Source organism: Stappia sp. P2PMeth1 (assembly GCF_900185735.1).
Taxonomy (GTDB): domain Bacteria; phylum Pseudomonadota; class Alphaproteobacteria; order Rhizobiales; family Stappiaceae; genus Stappia.
In genome coordinates, this window is sequence record NZ_FYAW01000009.1 from 143938 (window position 1) to 157266 (window position 13329).

Below are 13329 nucleotides of genomic sequence, written 5' to 3' on the forward strand. Positions count from 1 at the left end.
TGACTTTCCGGCAATTTTGTTCATGTTGCGTTCTGATCCAGAGTGGCCTTTCTATTTACTCGTTTCGTCGGTAATTTAGCGGTCTTACTTGGAGGGGGCCTTGGCAGAAAACAATATCATCAGCGTTGCAGTCCACGACCTGAAGAAGGACGCGGACAAGTTCGACATTTCCTTGGGCAAATCGGATCTGCCCGTCAGTAATACGGTCCAGAGGCTGGTCGATCAGCTTCACAAGCTCTATGGCCGCCGCACGTCCAAGTCGCATGGTAAATTCTCAGAGGATGAGGACAACTTTCCCACTCCGCGCCACCTTCGTGAGTACATCGAGGCAGAGGAAAAGGATTTCGCCGTGCTTACCGAGGCGCTGATGAAAACGCTGGCGGTAAACGCGCAGACCAAGGCTGCAGCGACGGGCGGGCACGTGTTCTTCGCGCACTTCCAGCGGGACCAGCGGCATTATCTGCTGGTGGCGATCGTGAACGACACGCTCAGCGCGCAACTGACCCAGCAACATGATGTCAAGGACGTTACCCACCTGGATATCGACGGGTTCCGCTTCGCCGGACGCATCAATATTAGCGCCTGGGCAGCCAAGGAAGAGCGCTACATCGGCTTCCTGAAAGGCAAGGGGAACGTTGCAGAGTACTTCCAGGCATTTCTCGGCTGTGATGACGCGGTGCAGGATAAGGTTGATACCAGGAACCTGGTGGAGGCACTGAAATCTTTGGCCGCGAAGAAGGGTCTTGAGGCCGAAGAGAAGACTGCCTTCCTGGCTAAAGCAAAGGAGATCTGCGACCGGGCCGCCTCCAAGAAGGTCGAGCTTTCGTTCGATGCTCTCACCAATGAGCTCCATCCCGAAGACCCGGACAGCCTAAGGGAGCATCTCGCCGACCCGGACCTGATGCTCAACGACAACTTCATTCCTAACAAGGCCATGCTGAACACGCTGGTGCGCTTCAAGGGTCGTACCGACCATTGGGCCCTGGAGTTCGACCGGACGGCAATCGAGGCAGGCGAGGTGACCTACGACCACGACAATGAAACCCTCACCCTACGCAACCTACCCGAAGACCTGAGGGTGAAGCTGACCGTCGAATACGGAAATGGCTAGGGTTAGCTGGGCAGATCTTGAGGCCGTCTATGCCGTAACTAAGTTCGAGACAGACGGCACCGGTCGGCTGACCATCAGCAACCAAGCGATTTTGAACACGTTGTTGCTGGTCGAAGCTGACGAGGATGCTATGGCCGACTCCGGGATGGCGGTCCTCACCGATCGCGACAAGCTGGAGCTCGGCCAGGAAGCGCTAGTCCAGTTCAATTCGCCTAGGACCTCGCTTGGGCGCTTTGCCCGCACATTCGCCAACCTAATTGCCGGGTCAAGTGCTCGTGTGGAGGAGCCGTCGGCGTACTTCGTTGTCGACCAGCGGATCACACGGAACACGCAGCCCCCTGATGAACTTCAGGTGAAGTACCGGGCTGCCCTCGGTCTCATCAAGTTGCTCGCGCAGGCGGCGGCCTTCTTGGACAAGGTGCAGCAGGAGCTCGTGTTCTTCCGCGATGGCAGGATCGTAGTTCCTGTCAACTACGGGATAGACGACCTCATGTCTATTGAGACGAGCCACGTCCATCAACTAATCAAAATGTTTGAGGAACCCGTTCACCAAGAGCAAAAACTGGCGATTCTTTCCGAGGCGATCATCGATCTGGTCGCAGGCCTGCCCGTGAATCAGCGCTTCCGGTTCATCATGCGTGAGGTCTCGGACCTGACCGAAAAGGTTACGGCTGGGTATCGGCTCTTCGCCTCCAGCTTCACCTACTCCAAGATCCGGCGCGAAGTCGAAACTGCCCAAGCCGAGTTCATCACTCGCATTCACAAGACCTTCGTGGACCTACAGGGGCAGATCCTTGCCATTCCGCTCGCGACCATCGTGGTGGCCTCACAGCTGAAAGCCGCCACGGCGTGCGGCGTGGACGTATGGACAAACGTTGCGGTCGTTGCAGGCGCCTGGATCTTCGTGCTGTTTCTCATCGCCTCGATTGTGAATCAATGGCTGACGCTGAATGCCGTGACGTTCGAGTTTGAGCGTCAGCAGCAGCGGCTGCTTCGGGATTTTTCTCAGGTAAAGACGGACTTCAATGACGCGTTTGATCGGCTCAAGTGCCGAGCCTTCTGGCACCGAGTCGTGTTTGTCGTCATCGGCGCAGTCGGCGTTGGAGGCGCCAGCTTCGCCACTTGGGCCGCCGGCAAACTTATCGGCGTGGATATCCAAAGCTGTCTCTAGAAGGCGAATACACCCCGAGAACAAAACCACCAACTCAATTTCGCATGTGGGCTAGAGGTTAAGGTGGTATGCATCAGCGGCTGGTGGGCCGCTATTCTGGCATGAGCGCCTAACGGCAGCGCGGCAAAAGGAGAGAAGGGGGCGCCAGAGGCGCCCCGAGGTGGTGGCGTCAGCTGTCCTTGATTGTGGTGCGCGGGCTGGCTTTACCGTGCTTTGTGGTTACAAACCGACCGGAAATGGCACTTCGATACGTGCCCCCGGTGCTTCCGCCACCTTTCGCTTCCCGAACCGTGGTCCGCGGGCTTGCCAGTCCCTGTTTGGCTGTGACAAACCGCCCAGTGACTGCGCTGCGGAAATTGCTTCCGCCTCCTTTACCTTTCGCCATCGAAATGCTCCTTTTCGAAATGATCCGAGGAATCGGGCGTCTTATGATTATTTCGAGGAGGGTGTCAGAAGTTGACATGCTCCGACGCGCGGGTGAACTTTACGATTGGCCGCTACTGTACTTCGATCTAGAAGCTGATCATGGCAAGGCATCGAAATCGCTTCTGCGGTGGTGTTCAACCAGGCTCCGCAGCCCAGCGGGGGCGATGACCTCTACTGCGTCGCCCCATGAATAGAGATGCCATGCCATTTCGAGCCAGCCAGCCGCATGAAAGCGGACGATGAGGCTACCATCCTCTTGCGCTTCAACCGTTTGCTTCGGGTGAAAGCAGAACTCGGCCGCCCTCGCTGCAGCGTGCGGCGCAAACCGCCAGATGACCTCGTCATATTGCGCCGGGTCCTGGTAGACGCCGAACGATTGGGCAGCATAGTCCTCCAGCGAAAAGCCGGGCACAAAGGTGAAGCTCTCGTCGAGAGTCTGAACCCTCAGGATTTGGTCCATGCGAAAGTTCAGCATGTCGGGCCCACGCTCCGGCTGCCGCGCCACCAGATAGCTGCGATGCCCCAGCAAAAGACCATGCGGCTCTATTGTCCGCTCGGGTGCATCCTCGGTTCTGTAGCGTAGCCGCAGACGGAAAGGCCCCCGCAGCCCTTCGATAACTGCATCCAGTACCGCGGGGGCTAGATTGACGCGCGGGCCGGGGCGCGTAACCGTTCCCATTGCTATGAGGACTGCTTCGACGTCGGTTTGGGTGCGCAGTGCGTCCTTAGGCGTCAGGCGGGCCAGCAACCCGTCGCGCATATCGTCCAGAGCAGCCGCGTGGCGAAGCCGGCCATCGCCGCGCGCGGTACGACCAGCTATCTCCAGCGCCTCGATCGCCGTTTCCTGGCGGGGCTGAAGCCGGTCGAGCATCGGGTCGGCGACGCGCCAGCGCCGCCGCCGGTCGTCACCATCCACCGCTTCGACATTGGTGAACACCGTTTCCAGTGCATCGGTCATGCGCTGCGCCGTGCGATGCGAAATGCCGAATTCCTCGCAGATCTCATCAAGGCCGATGCCCGTCCGCCGTGTGGCGGCCAGACGCGCCAGCCTGATCAGGTCCTGAGCCTTCGCAAACGACATGAAATCAATCCTGCTTGTGGACCATGTCAGATATTGACACCCACCTACGCTATGGCTGAACGTGCAATCTGTCGAGATGCAAGTCTTGTTGTAGATTGCGCTCGACGAGGGGGCGGTAATGCGAACTATTGAGGGGGACCAGATACTGTTGTCCGCATCGGATCTGATGCGGTTCATGAGCTGTCGCCATGCGACTGCGCTCGATCTCGCCTATATGCGCGGCAATGGGCCCGTGCCGCGCGAGGACAGCGATGACGCGGCTCTGCTCCAGAAGCAGGGCGATGCCCATGAAGCGGCCCATCTGGCGAAGCTCAAAGCGTCGGGTGTGTCGGTAATCGAGATTGCGCGGTCTGATCTCGCCAAAAACGCGCGAGAAACGCGTGCGGCACTGGCCGAGGGACCTCAAATCGTTTTTCAGGGAGCGCTGCTTGGCGACAATTGGGGCGGTTGGTCGGATTTTCTCGAGCGCGTCGAGCGCCCGTCGGATTTGGGCTCCTTCAGCTATGAAGTGACCGACACGAAGCTCAGACGGCGTCCCCATCCCAAACATGTACTGCAGCTGGTGCTCTATTCGGACCTGCTGACGCAGATTCAGGGTGTCGCTCCGGAATTTGCCCATGTCGAGCTGGGCGATGGCAGCCGGGCGCGCCTGCGGCTAGCCGACTATCAGGCCTATGCCCGAATGGCGCGCCAGCGGCTCGAGGCCTTCCTCGAAAATCCGGTGCCGACCCGGCCGATCCCTTGTGCCGATTGTTCTCTGTGCCGTTGGGGCGATCATTGCGAAAGCCAGTGGCAGGCCGAGGACAGCCTGTTCAACGTTGCCAATATCACCCGGACCCAGGTTAAGAAGCTTGAGGCGGCTGGTGTTACCACCATGGAAGGGTTGGCCAAGCTCGATCAGCCGATCCGCGGCATGGCCGAGACAACCCGGGTGCGGCTGATGACGCAGGCGCGCCTGCAGCATGCCCGCAAGACCGGGGCGCCCGCCTTTGAGCTGCGTGAGCCGGAACCCGGCAAGGGCTTCGATCTCTTGCCCGCGCCGCAGGCGGGCGACATCTTTTACGATATCGAGGGCAATCCGCATTACGAGGGCGGCCTCGAATACCTACACGGCGTCTGGTTCGATGGCCAGTTCAAGACTTTCTGGGCGCATGACCATAGCGCCGAAGCGCAGGCCCTGGCCGAGCTCCTCGACTTCTTCCGGCAAAGGCTTGCGGCTTTCCCCGAAGCGCGCATCTATCACTATGCGCCCTATGAGATCACCGCTTTGCGGCGGCTGACCGCCAAATACGGGATCGGCGAGGCCTTCCTTGATCGTCTGCTGCGCGAGCGGCGCTTTGTCGATCTTTTCGCCGTGGTACGGGGCGCTCTCATCGGCTCCGAAGCCAATTACTCGATCAAGTCGATGGAGGTTTTCTATGGCCGCGTACGCGAGGGCGAGGTGAAGACCGCCGGCGGCTCGGTCGTTGCCTATGAGCGCTGGCGTGAAACCGGCGAACAATTGATCCTCGATGAGATCGAAGACTATAATCGCATCGACTGCATCTCGACCGAAGAGCTGCGCGATTGGCTGGTCAGCATCCGACCCAATGCGCTCTGGCCGGTGCTGACTGGCGATGCCGGCGATAAGGAAGCCGAGGAAGACGCCGATACGCAAGGTTTGCGCGCTAGGCTTACCGCATCCGGCTTGCCGCAGGAGCGGCAGGACATGCTGTTCAATCTCGGCCTGTTCCACAAGCGCGAGGCCAAGCCGGCGCAATGGGCGGTGTTCGACAGCGCCGGCAAAGACGAAGATGATCTGATCGACGATCTCGACGCGCTGGCCGGCCTGGAAGCGATCGGGCCGGCAGAGACCGTCAAGCGGTCGGTTCTGAGGCGCTATCGCTTTCCTCTCCAGGAGACCAAGCTGCGCGCCGGCCGCAAAGCGACTGTTCCGGTCATTGATGGCCCACCTGCCAGTGTCAGCATCGAAGAAGTCGACCGCACCGCCCGGTTCATCGCCATCAAGGCAGGACCAGGCAAAGCGCATCTCCTGGCCGATCGCCTGACGCTTCATCCCGACTGGCCGCTCAGAACCGACGTCATTGCCGCAGCCCTGCGCGACGTGATCGAAGATCAGTGCGGCGCGCGCCGTCTGACGGCTCTCGACGATCTGCTCACGCGCGCGGCGCCGCGTCTTGCGACAGGGCCGCGCGCCGATCTGCTCGATGGCGCCGATCCCTTGACCGGCACGATCGCCGCGATTGCCGCCATGGATGGCACCCTGCTGCCCATCCAGGGGCCGCCGGGAACCGGCAAGACCTATGTGACCGCGCGCGCAATCCTTGCGCTGGTGCGCCAGGGTCACCGCGTTGGCGTGGCCTCGAACAGCCATGAAGCCATCCGCAATGTGCTGATGGGGTGCCTTGCCGCTCAAAGTGATGGCGACCTTGTTCCGGGCCTGTGCATTGGCCATAAGGTCAGCAGCGGCGAGGACGGCTATCCGGAGGACTGTAGCGGGGTTACCCGCTCGACGGCCAATGACGATTCGCTCTGGAGCCGCGCCCATGTGGTCGGCGGCACCGCCTTCTTATTTGCCCGGCCCGAGCACGAGCAGGCGCTCGATTGGCTCTTCGTCGATGAGGCCGGTCAAGTGGGGCTGGCCAATATGGTCGCTATGGGACGCTGCGCGCGCAACATCGTTCTGGTCGGCGATCCGCGTCAATTGCCGCAGGTCATCCAGGGCGCTCATCCCGATCCAGCCAACCTTTCTTGTCTTGAATGGATGCTGGGCGATCACGCCACCATCCCGCCCGATCGCGGCATCTTCCTGCCGATCTCGCGCCGTATGCATCCCGATGTATGCGGGTTTATTTCGCAACAAATCTATGAAGGCCGTCTCGACAGCCATCCCGATGCGGCTGTCCAGGCGGTCAGCGGGACGCACTACCCTCCAGCTGGCGCATTCTGGGTGCCGGTCGCGCATGAGGGCAATGCGCAGATTGCGGCCGAAGAGGTCGCTGCCATTCAGGCGGCAATCGCTGATCTGCTCGCGGGCAGTTGGACCGGCAAGGATGGGACGACGCGCCCCCTTGAGCCGACCGACATCATTGTCGTTGCTCCCTACAACGCGCAGGTCAATGCGCTGCAGGACGCTTTACCCGCCGCAATTCGTGTCGGCACGGTCGATAAGTTCCAGGGTCAGGAAGCACCCATTTGCCTCGTGTCAATGACCGCCTCGTCGGTCGAAGAGACGCCGCGCGGCATGGATTTCCTGTTCTCACTCAACCGCATCAATGTCGCTGTCTCGCGCGCAAAGGGCCTGGCGCTCGTCTTCGGCGCGCCGCGACTGCGCGAAGCAAAAAGCGATACCGTCGAACAGATGCGCCTCGTCAACACGCTATGCGCATTGCCTGAACTTGGAGACATTTGAATGTGGGAGAATTTCGAGGCGCGCGTCGATGAAAATGAGCGCGACCGACCCATCCCGCTGCGCCGGGCACTGTTCGACATGCTGCGCGGCTCGGGCCTTCGCCCGGGCGACGGCGCTACCAAGAAAATGGCGTCCTTTGAATTTGGCGCCGGCGAGCGGTTTCTGTGGGAAATCCAGAATCCGGGCAATGTCTTCCTGCACATAAAATGGCGCGATCTGCTCGAGGCGAATGGCTTTGACACCGAGTTGCGCCCCTATCAGAGCGGCATGAAGGATGGCGGTCGGCATTCTGCCCTCAGCCGCGACTGGTCCTTTGGCGATGATGACTGCTTTGTCGTCAGGATCGAAAATGCCGAAGCCCTGCGCCGGCTGATCGCGGTGCTGACGCAAACCGGCGATGCGCTGGTGCTCAACCCGGCCGCGATCACGCGCTGGATCGAGCGGCTGCGCCATTTCTTTCCCAATTTCGAGCGGTTCGACCCGCCTGATCCGCATTTCGATGAGGCGGAGCGGACCTACAAGCTCGAGATAGCCGCCGCGCTCAGGACGGCGATCGCGCAGGCCGGTTCCGACCAGGAACTGGCCGATGCCGTCAACACCGCGCTGGCCAAAAGCAACCTGCTGCAATGGCGCGCCTATTGGCCGATGTCGCCCAAAGGAGACGCCGATCGTGAGCAGCTCTGGCCGGCCTTGCGCGCGCTTGTCGACGCCGCGCTTAGCGCAGCGGACGGTCACGCCTCGGCGCTGGAGGTCTTTGTTGACACGTGGATTACGGCCGTCCCGGACGGTAAACCCGATCCGGCACGCCAGATCGCCGAATTCCTGTTCCTCCATCTCGCTCCCGACGAGGGCATCTATATCCGCCATTCCGTGCGCCAGGACCTCTGGCTGGAAGCCGTTGGCAGCCGGTTTCCCGATCATGCGTCAATGGCTGACACCTATCGCGACGAATGGCGCTTCATGCAGGCAGTCCGCCGCGCTTTTGCGGACCGGGGTCTGGCGCCGCGCGATATGATCGACGTGCAAAGCGCGCTGTGGATCGTCCACGATTACAAGGAAGAAGATGCGGCTACCTTTTCGCGCGAAGCGATCGAGGCGGCGATGGACGCCTATGACAGCTATCGCCAGTCGGGTGAGCACGCCGCCATCTTCGAGGCCTTCGGCGAGCCGCGCGACTATTGGGTGCGTTCGACACGCGAGCGGCCCAACCGGGTCTACCCCTCGAAGCCGATCGTCGGCTTCCTGCGCGGCAAGTCGGAGCTCAATGGTGGCTGGGGGCAAAAGGCCGATGCCGCCGCCCAGCTCCATAATGCCGGATACATCATCGTCGATGCCGATAATGCGCCGGTCACCCCGCCCGAACGCTATGAGCATCTGATCAGTGACGCCGATCGCATCCGGCTCTGCGCGCGCAACTATTATGTCGAACCGGCGCGTGACAACGTCGCGGCAGAAGTCGCGATCCGCGCCAGCGACCTTAGCCGGGACATGGGTCTGCGCGATGCGTTCCCGGCCATTTGCAGCGCGCTCGGCGGCGAGAAATTTCAGAACCTCGCCAATGTCCCTGCACCGAAGCACACCCTGCCCAATCCCAGTAGTTCTACAGTCTTCACCTATCAGCTCGCCGCACCCGAAGGGCACCAGATCATGACGCTCGAACCCACCACCGCGATGCCCGCCACTACCAATCTGATCCTCTACGGGCCGCCGGGAACTGGCAAGACCTACGCAACGGCCTGGGAGGCGGTGCGGCTTTGCTTGGGCGATGCCGCGGCCGAACCGCTGCGCAATGACCGCGATGCCCTGATGGCTGAATATCGTCGGCTCGCCGGTGAAGGGCGGATCGAATTCGTCACGTTCCATCAGTCGATGGCCTATGAGGATTTTGTCGAGGGTCGTCAGCCCACGACAGGATCAGACGAAGGCGACGAAGCGGCTTCGGCAGGGTTCCGGCTCGAAACCGTGCCCGGGATATTCCGGCGCATTGCGAAACGAGCCGAGACCGGGCTCGGCAAGAAAGCGATCAGCAACCGGATAACGACGGAGGGCCGCCAGATTTACAAGATGTCGGTGGGCTTCAGCAGGGATGCTGGCGACCAGGAGCTCTTCGAGGAAGTGATCGAAGGCGGTTATACCCTCCTTGACTGGGAAGACATCGACTGGAGCGACCCAAAGTACGAAAACGCCGAGGAGATCCTGAAAGCGTGCGAAGCACAGGGCAAGATCGAAGGGCCTGTCACCCTGCAATCAGGGCAGGTGTCGATCACCGACACTTTTCGCAATCGTCTTAAGGCCGGCGATATCATCGTGGTCTCGAAGGGGAATCGCTTGGTCCGAGCCATAGGTGAGGTAACTGGCACCTACGAATATCATCCGCGACCAGAGGGAAAATTCGGCCACAGACGTGCCGTCCGCTGGCTCTGGCACGATCCTGCGGGCGTTCCCGTTACCGAGATCTATGACGGCAACTTCACTATGCGGTCGCTCTACTGGCTGAAGAAGGAGCGCCTCAATATTCCCGCCCTTGAGCGTTACATGAACAGCGCAATCAAGGAGGCTGACCCCGATGCCGAACGCGAGGCCTTCGTACTAATTATCGATGAAATCAACCGGGCCAATATTTCCAAGGTGTTCGGCGAGCTCATTACGCTCCTGGAACCCGATAAGCGATTGGGTCGAGCCAATGCGCTCAAAGTGCGTCTTCCATATTCGGGAGATGAATTCGGCGTGCCAGCCAACCTGCACATAATTGGCACGATGAATACCGCAGACCGCTCGATCGCGCTGCTCGACACCGCATTGCGCCGCCGCTTCACCTTCCGCGAGCTGATGCCCGACGTCGAAGAACTGCGCCAGGCGCTGGCGGCCAAGGGGCTTAATGCCGCAAAACTCGATGGGATCGATCTGTGCAAGCTGCTCCAGACCATCAACGAGCGTATCGAATACCTCTTCGATCGCGAACACCAGATCGGCCACGCCTATTTCACCGGCTGCCGTAGCCGCGCCGATGTCGAAGACGTTATGCGCCATAAGATCATCCCGCTCTTGGCCGAGTATTTTTACGAGGATTGGTCGAAAGTCGCCGCGGTGCTCGGCGATGGCGACGGCACCAATGGTTCCCATTTCCTCGAAGCCCAGCGGCTGACGGCGCCGGCTGGCTTTGCTGATGATGAACTGGGCGGCGACAAGTTGCGTTGGAGCGTCAAGGCGCGCTTCGATTTTTCGGACTTTGCCGCCTGATGCCCGCCTATACGGTTCGGGAATGGGGCAAGCTCGCCTATGGCGAGGGCGAAGGTCAGATCCTCGAGCGCCACGCCGACAGGCTGGCAAGCCTCGCGGCTCGCTCGACCTTTGCCGGACGCGGCGGCAGCGGCGTGCTCGAACATGGCCGGCATGCCTTGCGCGCGCGTGGCGTGGTCGGAATTCTGGCAGCGGACGATGCGAGCCTGGAGATTCTGCCCAAGATCGACGTGGCGCCAGGGGAAACAACCGATCACCAGAACGCGGCGATCCGCAAGCGGCTGGTGCATATGCTCGCGGTTGCGCTCGACCTTAAGATCGATCTCGGCGTCATCACCGATCTTGCCTGGCAGCGCGAGACCCTGCTCGAAATCCTGATCCGCATCTTTTGCGACAAGCTGACCGACGCTCTGCGCAAGGGTATGCCGCGCCGCTATATCACCTGCGAAGACGATCTGCCGACATTGCGCGGCCAGCTCGACATCACCCGTCAGTTCACCCGCCATGCGGTCAACCCGTCGCGCCTTGCCTGCCGCTTCGATCTCTTGTCCGAAGACACCCCGCTCAACCGGATCATGAAAGCGGCAGTGCTGCGCCTGGCGCGCCTCTCACGGCGCGCCGCCAACCAGCAACGTCTGCGCGAGCTGGCCTTCGTCTATGCCGATATTACCGACGTGCCAGTTTCCGCTCTACCCTGGGATCAGGTGGTGATCGACCGCACCAACCGATCCTGGCAGGAGCTCTTCGCCATGGCCCGGCTCTTTTTGCAGGACCGCTATCAGACGACCACGGGCGGCGTGGGCCAAGGCACCGCCATGCTGTTTGAGATGGATGCGCTGTTCGAGGAATATGTCGGGCGCTTGATCGCCCGCTCTCTGGCAGGGACCGGACTTACTGTGTCGCTGCAAGGCGGGCGGCTGTTTTGCCTGAGCGCTGAGGACAGCGGACGCGCCCTGTTCCAGACCCGGCCCGATATTCTCATCCGGCAGGGTGGCAGGGTCATCCAGGTCATCGACACCAAATGGAAGCGGATATCCGCGCGGATCGATGACCCCAAGCTGGGCGTCTCGCAGGCCGATGTCTACCAGATGATGGCCTATGCTCAGCTGTATGACGCGCCGCGCCTGATGCTGCTCTATCCCCACCATCCGGGCCTCGGGACGCAAGATGCGGTCCAGGGGCGTTTTTCGATTACTGGGCACACCACGGTCCTGGAGACCGCGAGCATCGATGTGGCCAACAGCGCGGATATGTTGGATCGGCTTCGCCGTCTGATCCTGGACTTAGAGCCGACGGCTCTGGAACCGGCGGAATGATCCGTTGGTCTTCTGATGAGGGAGTTCGGTTCAACCGGCAGCGGCGAGGCTTGCCTCCAGAAGGCGACAAGCGTTGCGAGGGACGATCATGATTAAGGTTTCGGCGTCTTGAGCGCCGCTGCAGAAGCGACACTCTGACCGCTAATCGATGCGGCGCACGCGCACAGCCTTGGGCATGCCCTCGACATGCATATACCGGCCGTCGATCACCACGCGTGGCCGGTACTTGTACTGATAGCGATAATAATACTGATCCTGACGCCAGACCGTTCCGTTGGCGAGCTTGACAATGGTATCGCCGCTCCAGCCCGTCCAGGCTCCTGCAATGCGTGTCTGCATTCCCCTGTTCTCCTAGTCGATCCGGCGGACGCGAATGCCGCGGCTCATGCCCTCGACATGCATAACATTGCCGGACAGGGTCACCGAGGGGCGGTACGCGTAGTGATACTCATAGTGATATTCCTCCTGGCGCCATACCGAACCGTCGGTCAGCCGGACGATGGTGTCGCCGTCCCAACCTGTCCATTCATCTTCAATCTGCTTTCTCATTTGGGTCTCTCCTGGGGCGTCCGGGGTCACGCTGCATTCGGCAGGCGCACGACGTCGGCAATTTCCGCGGCAATCTCTTCGACGGTGTGAGTGGCGGTACTGCGCGCCAGTCGATCCGCGAGCGAAGCCGAGTAGCCAATCACCTCGCGTTTGGAGACGTTGTGCCAGATCGGCAGCAGGACCTGCTCGCCCGACACGGCGCGGGTTACCAGTCCATCGAGCTCGTATTCGGGCCAGCCCTTGCCAAAGAACGCCTGCGACAGCACGACCACGCCAAAGCGGCTGCTTCCCAGACCGCGGTCGATCTTGCGGCGAAGGCTGTCGCCGATCCGCAATTCGAATTCGTCGTACCAGACCGACAATCCTGCTTCGCGCAGTGCATTCGCCAGCGGTCGCACGACTTCATCCTTGTCCTCCGATGCGTGGGAGATGAAAACATCGAAAACCCGGCCATCGGGGGCTTCGGTCGTGGGCGCGAGTTCGTCCTCGGCATTGCGAACGAGTGTGGGGACGCTACGCAGCGGTGCCTCGTTGATTGCAGGAAGAGGCTTGAGCGCATCACCTCGGATCACCTGAACACCGGACCGCACCGAACCACGCAACCCCTGCATGTCGACGGCAACATGCCAGGTGCCGGAATGCGGCACCGGCAGGCGCACGGGGGAACGTTTGGCGAGTCCTCCGACGTAACGATGGCGGCGGCCCGCCTTGTAGTTGCTGAAATTTGAGCCATCCATGAGGCGAACGTTGGCCGCGCTGCCGCTGAGCGTCACCACGACGACACTGCCCCGTTCGACGTGCCCCAGATTGTAATGCGTAAAATTCATCGAGTTCACCCGTTAACCACCGGTCCTTCAGATGGAGGCTGGCACATTGGGGTGTCAAAACCTGCCATGCTTTTCGTTTGGCGGACGCCAAGCGATTGGCAGTCTCAGATAAGACCGAGGACTCCATCGGCGGCTAGAGTTGATCGACAGCTTTTTCGCTATGACGGGAGGGTCTGGAAGCTCCAGTGCTGTCAGT

At 60.9% G+C, this 13329-nt stretch carries 9 protein-coding genes; 5 read left to right on the top strand and 4 right to left on the bottom strand.

All coding sequences use genetic code 11. The features are described 5' to 3' along the window. The first annotated feature begins 100 nt into the window (after nucleotides 1-100). On the top strand, nucleotides 101-1111 hold the full coding sequence (locus P2PM1_RS03665; protein WP_186398162.1) for a nucleoid-associated protein: 1011 nt from the start codon (nucleotides 101-103) through the stop codon (nucleotides 1109-1111). Beyond that, nucleotides 1104-2282, top strand: coding sequence for a hypothetical protein (locus P2PM1_RS03670; RefSeq protein WP_186398163.1), 1179 nt, complete (start codon nucleotides 1104-1106; stop codon nucleotides 2280-2282). The genes P2PM1_RS03665 and P2PM1_RS03670 overlap by 8 nt, the downstream gene beginning before the upstream one ends. Before the next feature lie 523 nt (nucleotides 2283-2805). Here the strand turns inward: P2PM1_RS03670 and P2PM1_RS03675 are convergent. Next, nucleotides 2806-3789: a YafY family protein gene (locus P2PM1_RS03675; RefSeq protein WP_186398164.1), complete on the bottom strand. Its 984-nt coding sequence runs from the start codon at nucleotides 3787-3789 to the stop codon at nucleotides 2806-2808. A 148-nt stretch (nucleotides 3790-3937) separates the two neighbouring features. On the opposite strand from P2PM1_RS03675, the gene P2PM1_RS03680 reads away from it, so the two are divergent. Genes P2PM1_RS03680 through P2PM1_RS03690 form a run of 3 tightly spaced genes read left to right on the top strand, consistent with a single transcriptional unit; the run spans nucleotide 3938 to nucleotide 11757 of the window. Further along, on the top strand, nucleotides 3938-7201 hold the full coding sequence (locus tag P2PM1_RS03680; RefSeq protein ID WP_244301393.1) for a TM0106 family RecB-like putative nuclease: 3264 nt from the start codon (nucleotides 3938-3940) through the stop codon (nucleotides 7199-7201). Beyond that, nucleotides 7202-10441, top strand: a complete 3240-nt coding sequence (locus P2PM1_RS03685; RefSeq protein WP_244301394.1) for an AAA family ATPase — start codon at nucleotides 7202-7204, stop codon at nucleotides 10439-10441. It abuts the gene before it with no gap. Further along, nucleotides 10441-11757 (top strand): McrC family protein, encoded by a 1317-nt coding sequence (locus P2PM1_RS03690; protein ID WP_186398166.1) that lies wholly within the window; start codon nucleotides 10441-10443, stop codon nucleotides 11755-11757. The genes P2PM1_RS03685 and P2PM1_RS03690 overlap by 1 nt, the downstream gene beginning before the upstream one ends. A gap of 141 nt (nucleotides 11758-11898) precedes the next feature. On the opposite strand, the gene P2PM1_RS03695 is transcribed toward P2PM1_RS03690, so the two are convergent. The 3 genes from P2PM1_RS03695 to P2PM1_RS03705 are packed head-to-tail and all read right to left on the bottom strand — an operon-like array spanning nucleotide 11899 to nucleotide 13133. Further along, nucleotides 11899-12096, bottom strand: coding sequence for a hypothetical protein (locus tag P2PM1_RS03695; protein WP_186398167.1), 198 nt, complete (start codon nucleotides 12094-12096; stop codon nucleotides 11899-11901). A gap of 12 nt (nucleotides 12097-12108) precedes the next feature. Beyond that, nucleotides 12109-12306: a hypothetical protein gene (locus P2PM1_RS03700; protein WP_028035895.1), complete on the bottom strand. Its 198-nt coding sequence runs from the start codon at nucleotides 12304-12306 to the stop codon at nucleotides 12109-12111. A gap of 26 nt (nucleotides 12307-12332) precedes the next feature. Next, nucleotides 12333-13133: a DUF1883 domain-containing protein gene (locus P2PM1_RS03705; protein ID WP_186398168.1), complete on the bottom strand. Its 801-nt coding sequence runs from the start codon at nucleotides 13131-13133 to the stop codon at nucleotides 12333-12335. Between the last annotated feature and the right edge of the window lie 196 nt (nucleotides 13134-13329).

Bases quoted from the DNA above. Each gene is read 5' to 3' on its own strand.
- P2PM1_RS03685 (WP_244301394.1), top strand. From the start codon at position 7,202: ATGTGGGAGAATTTCGAGGCGCGCGTCGATGAAAATGAGCGCGACCGA.
- P2PM1_RS03705 (WP_186398168.1), bottom strand. From the start codon at position 13,133: ATGAATTTTACGCATTACAATCTGGGGCACGTCGAACGGGGCAGTGTC.
- P2PM1_RS03670 (WP_186398163.1), top strand. From the start codon at position 1,104: ATGGCTAGGGTTAGCTGGGCAGATCTTGAGGCCGTCTATGCCGTAACT.
- P2PM1_RS03700 (WP_028035895.1), bottom strand. From the start codon at position 12,306: ATGAGAAAGCAGATTGAAGATGAATGGACAGGTTGGGACGGCGACACC.
- P2PM1_RS03690 (WP_186398166.1), top strand. From the start codon at position 10,441: ATGCCCGCCTATACGGTTCGGGAATGGGGCAAGCTCGCCTATGGCGAG.
- P2PM1_RS03695 (WP_186398167.1), bottom strand. From the start codon at position 12,096: ATGCAGACACGCATTGCAGGAGCCTGGACGGGCTGGAGCGGCGATACC.
- P2PM1_RS03675 (WP_186398164.1), bottom strand. From the start codon at position 3,789: ATGTCGTTTGCGAAGGCTCAGGACCTGATCAGGCTGGCGCGTCTGGCC.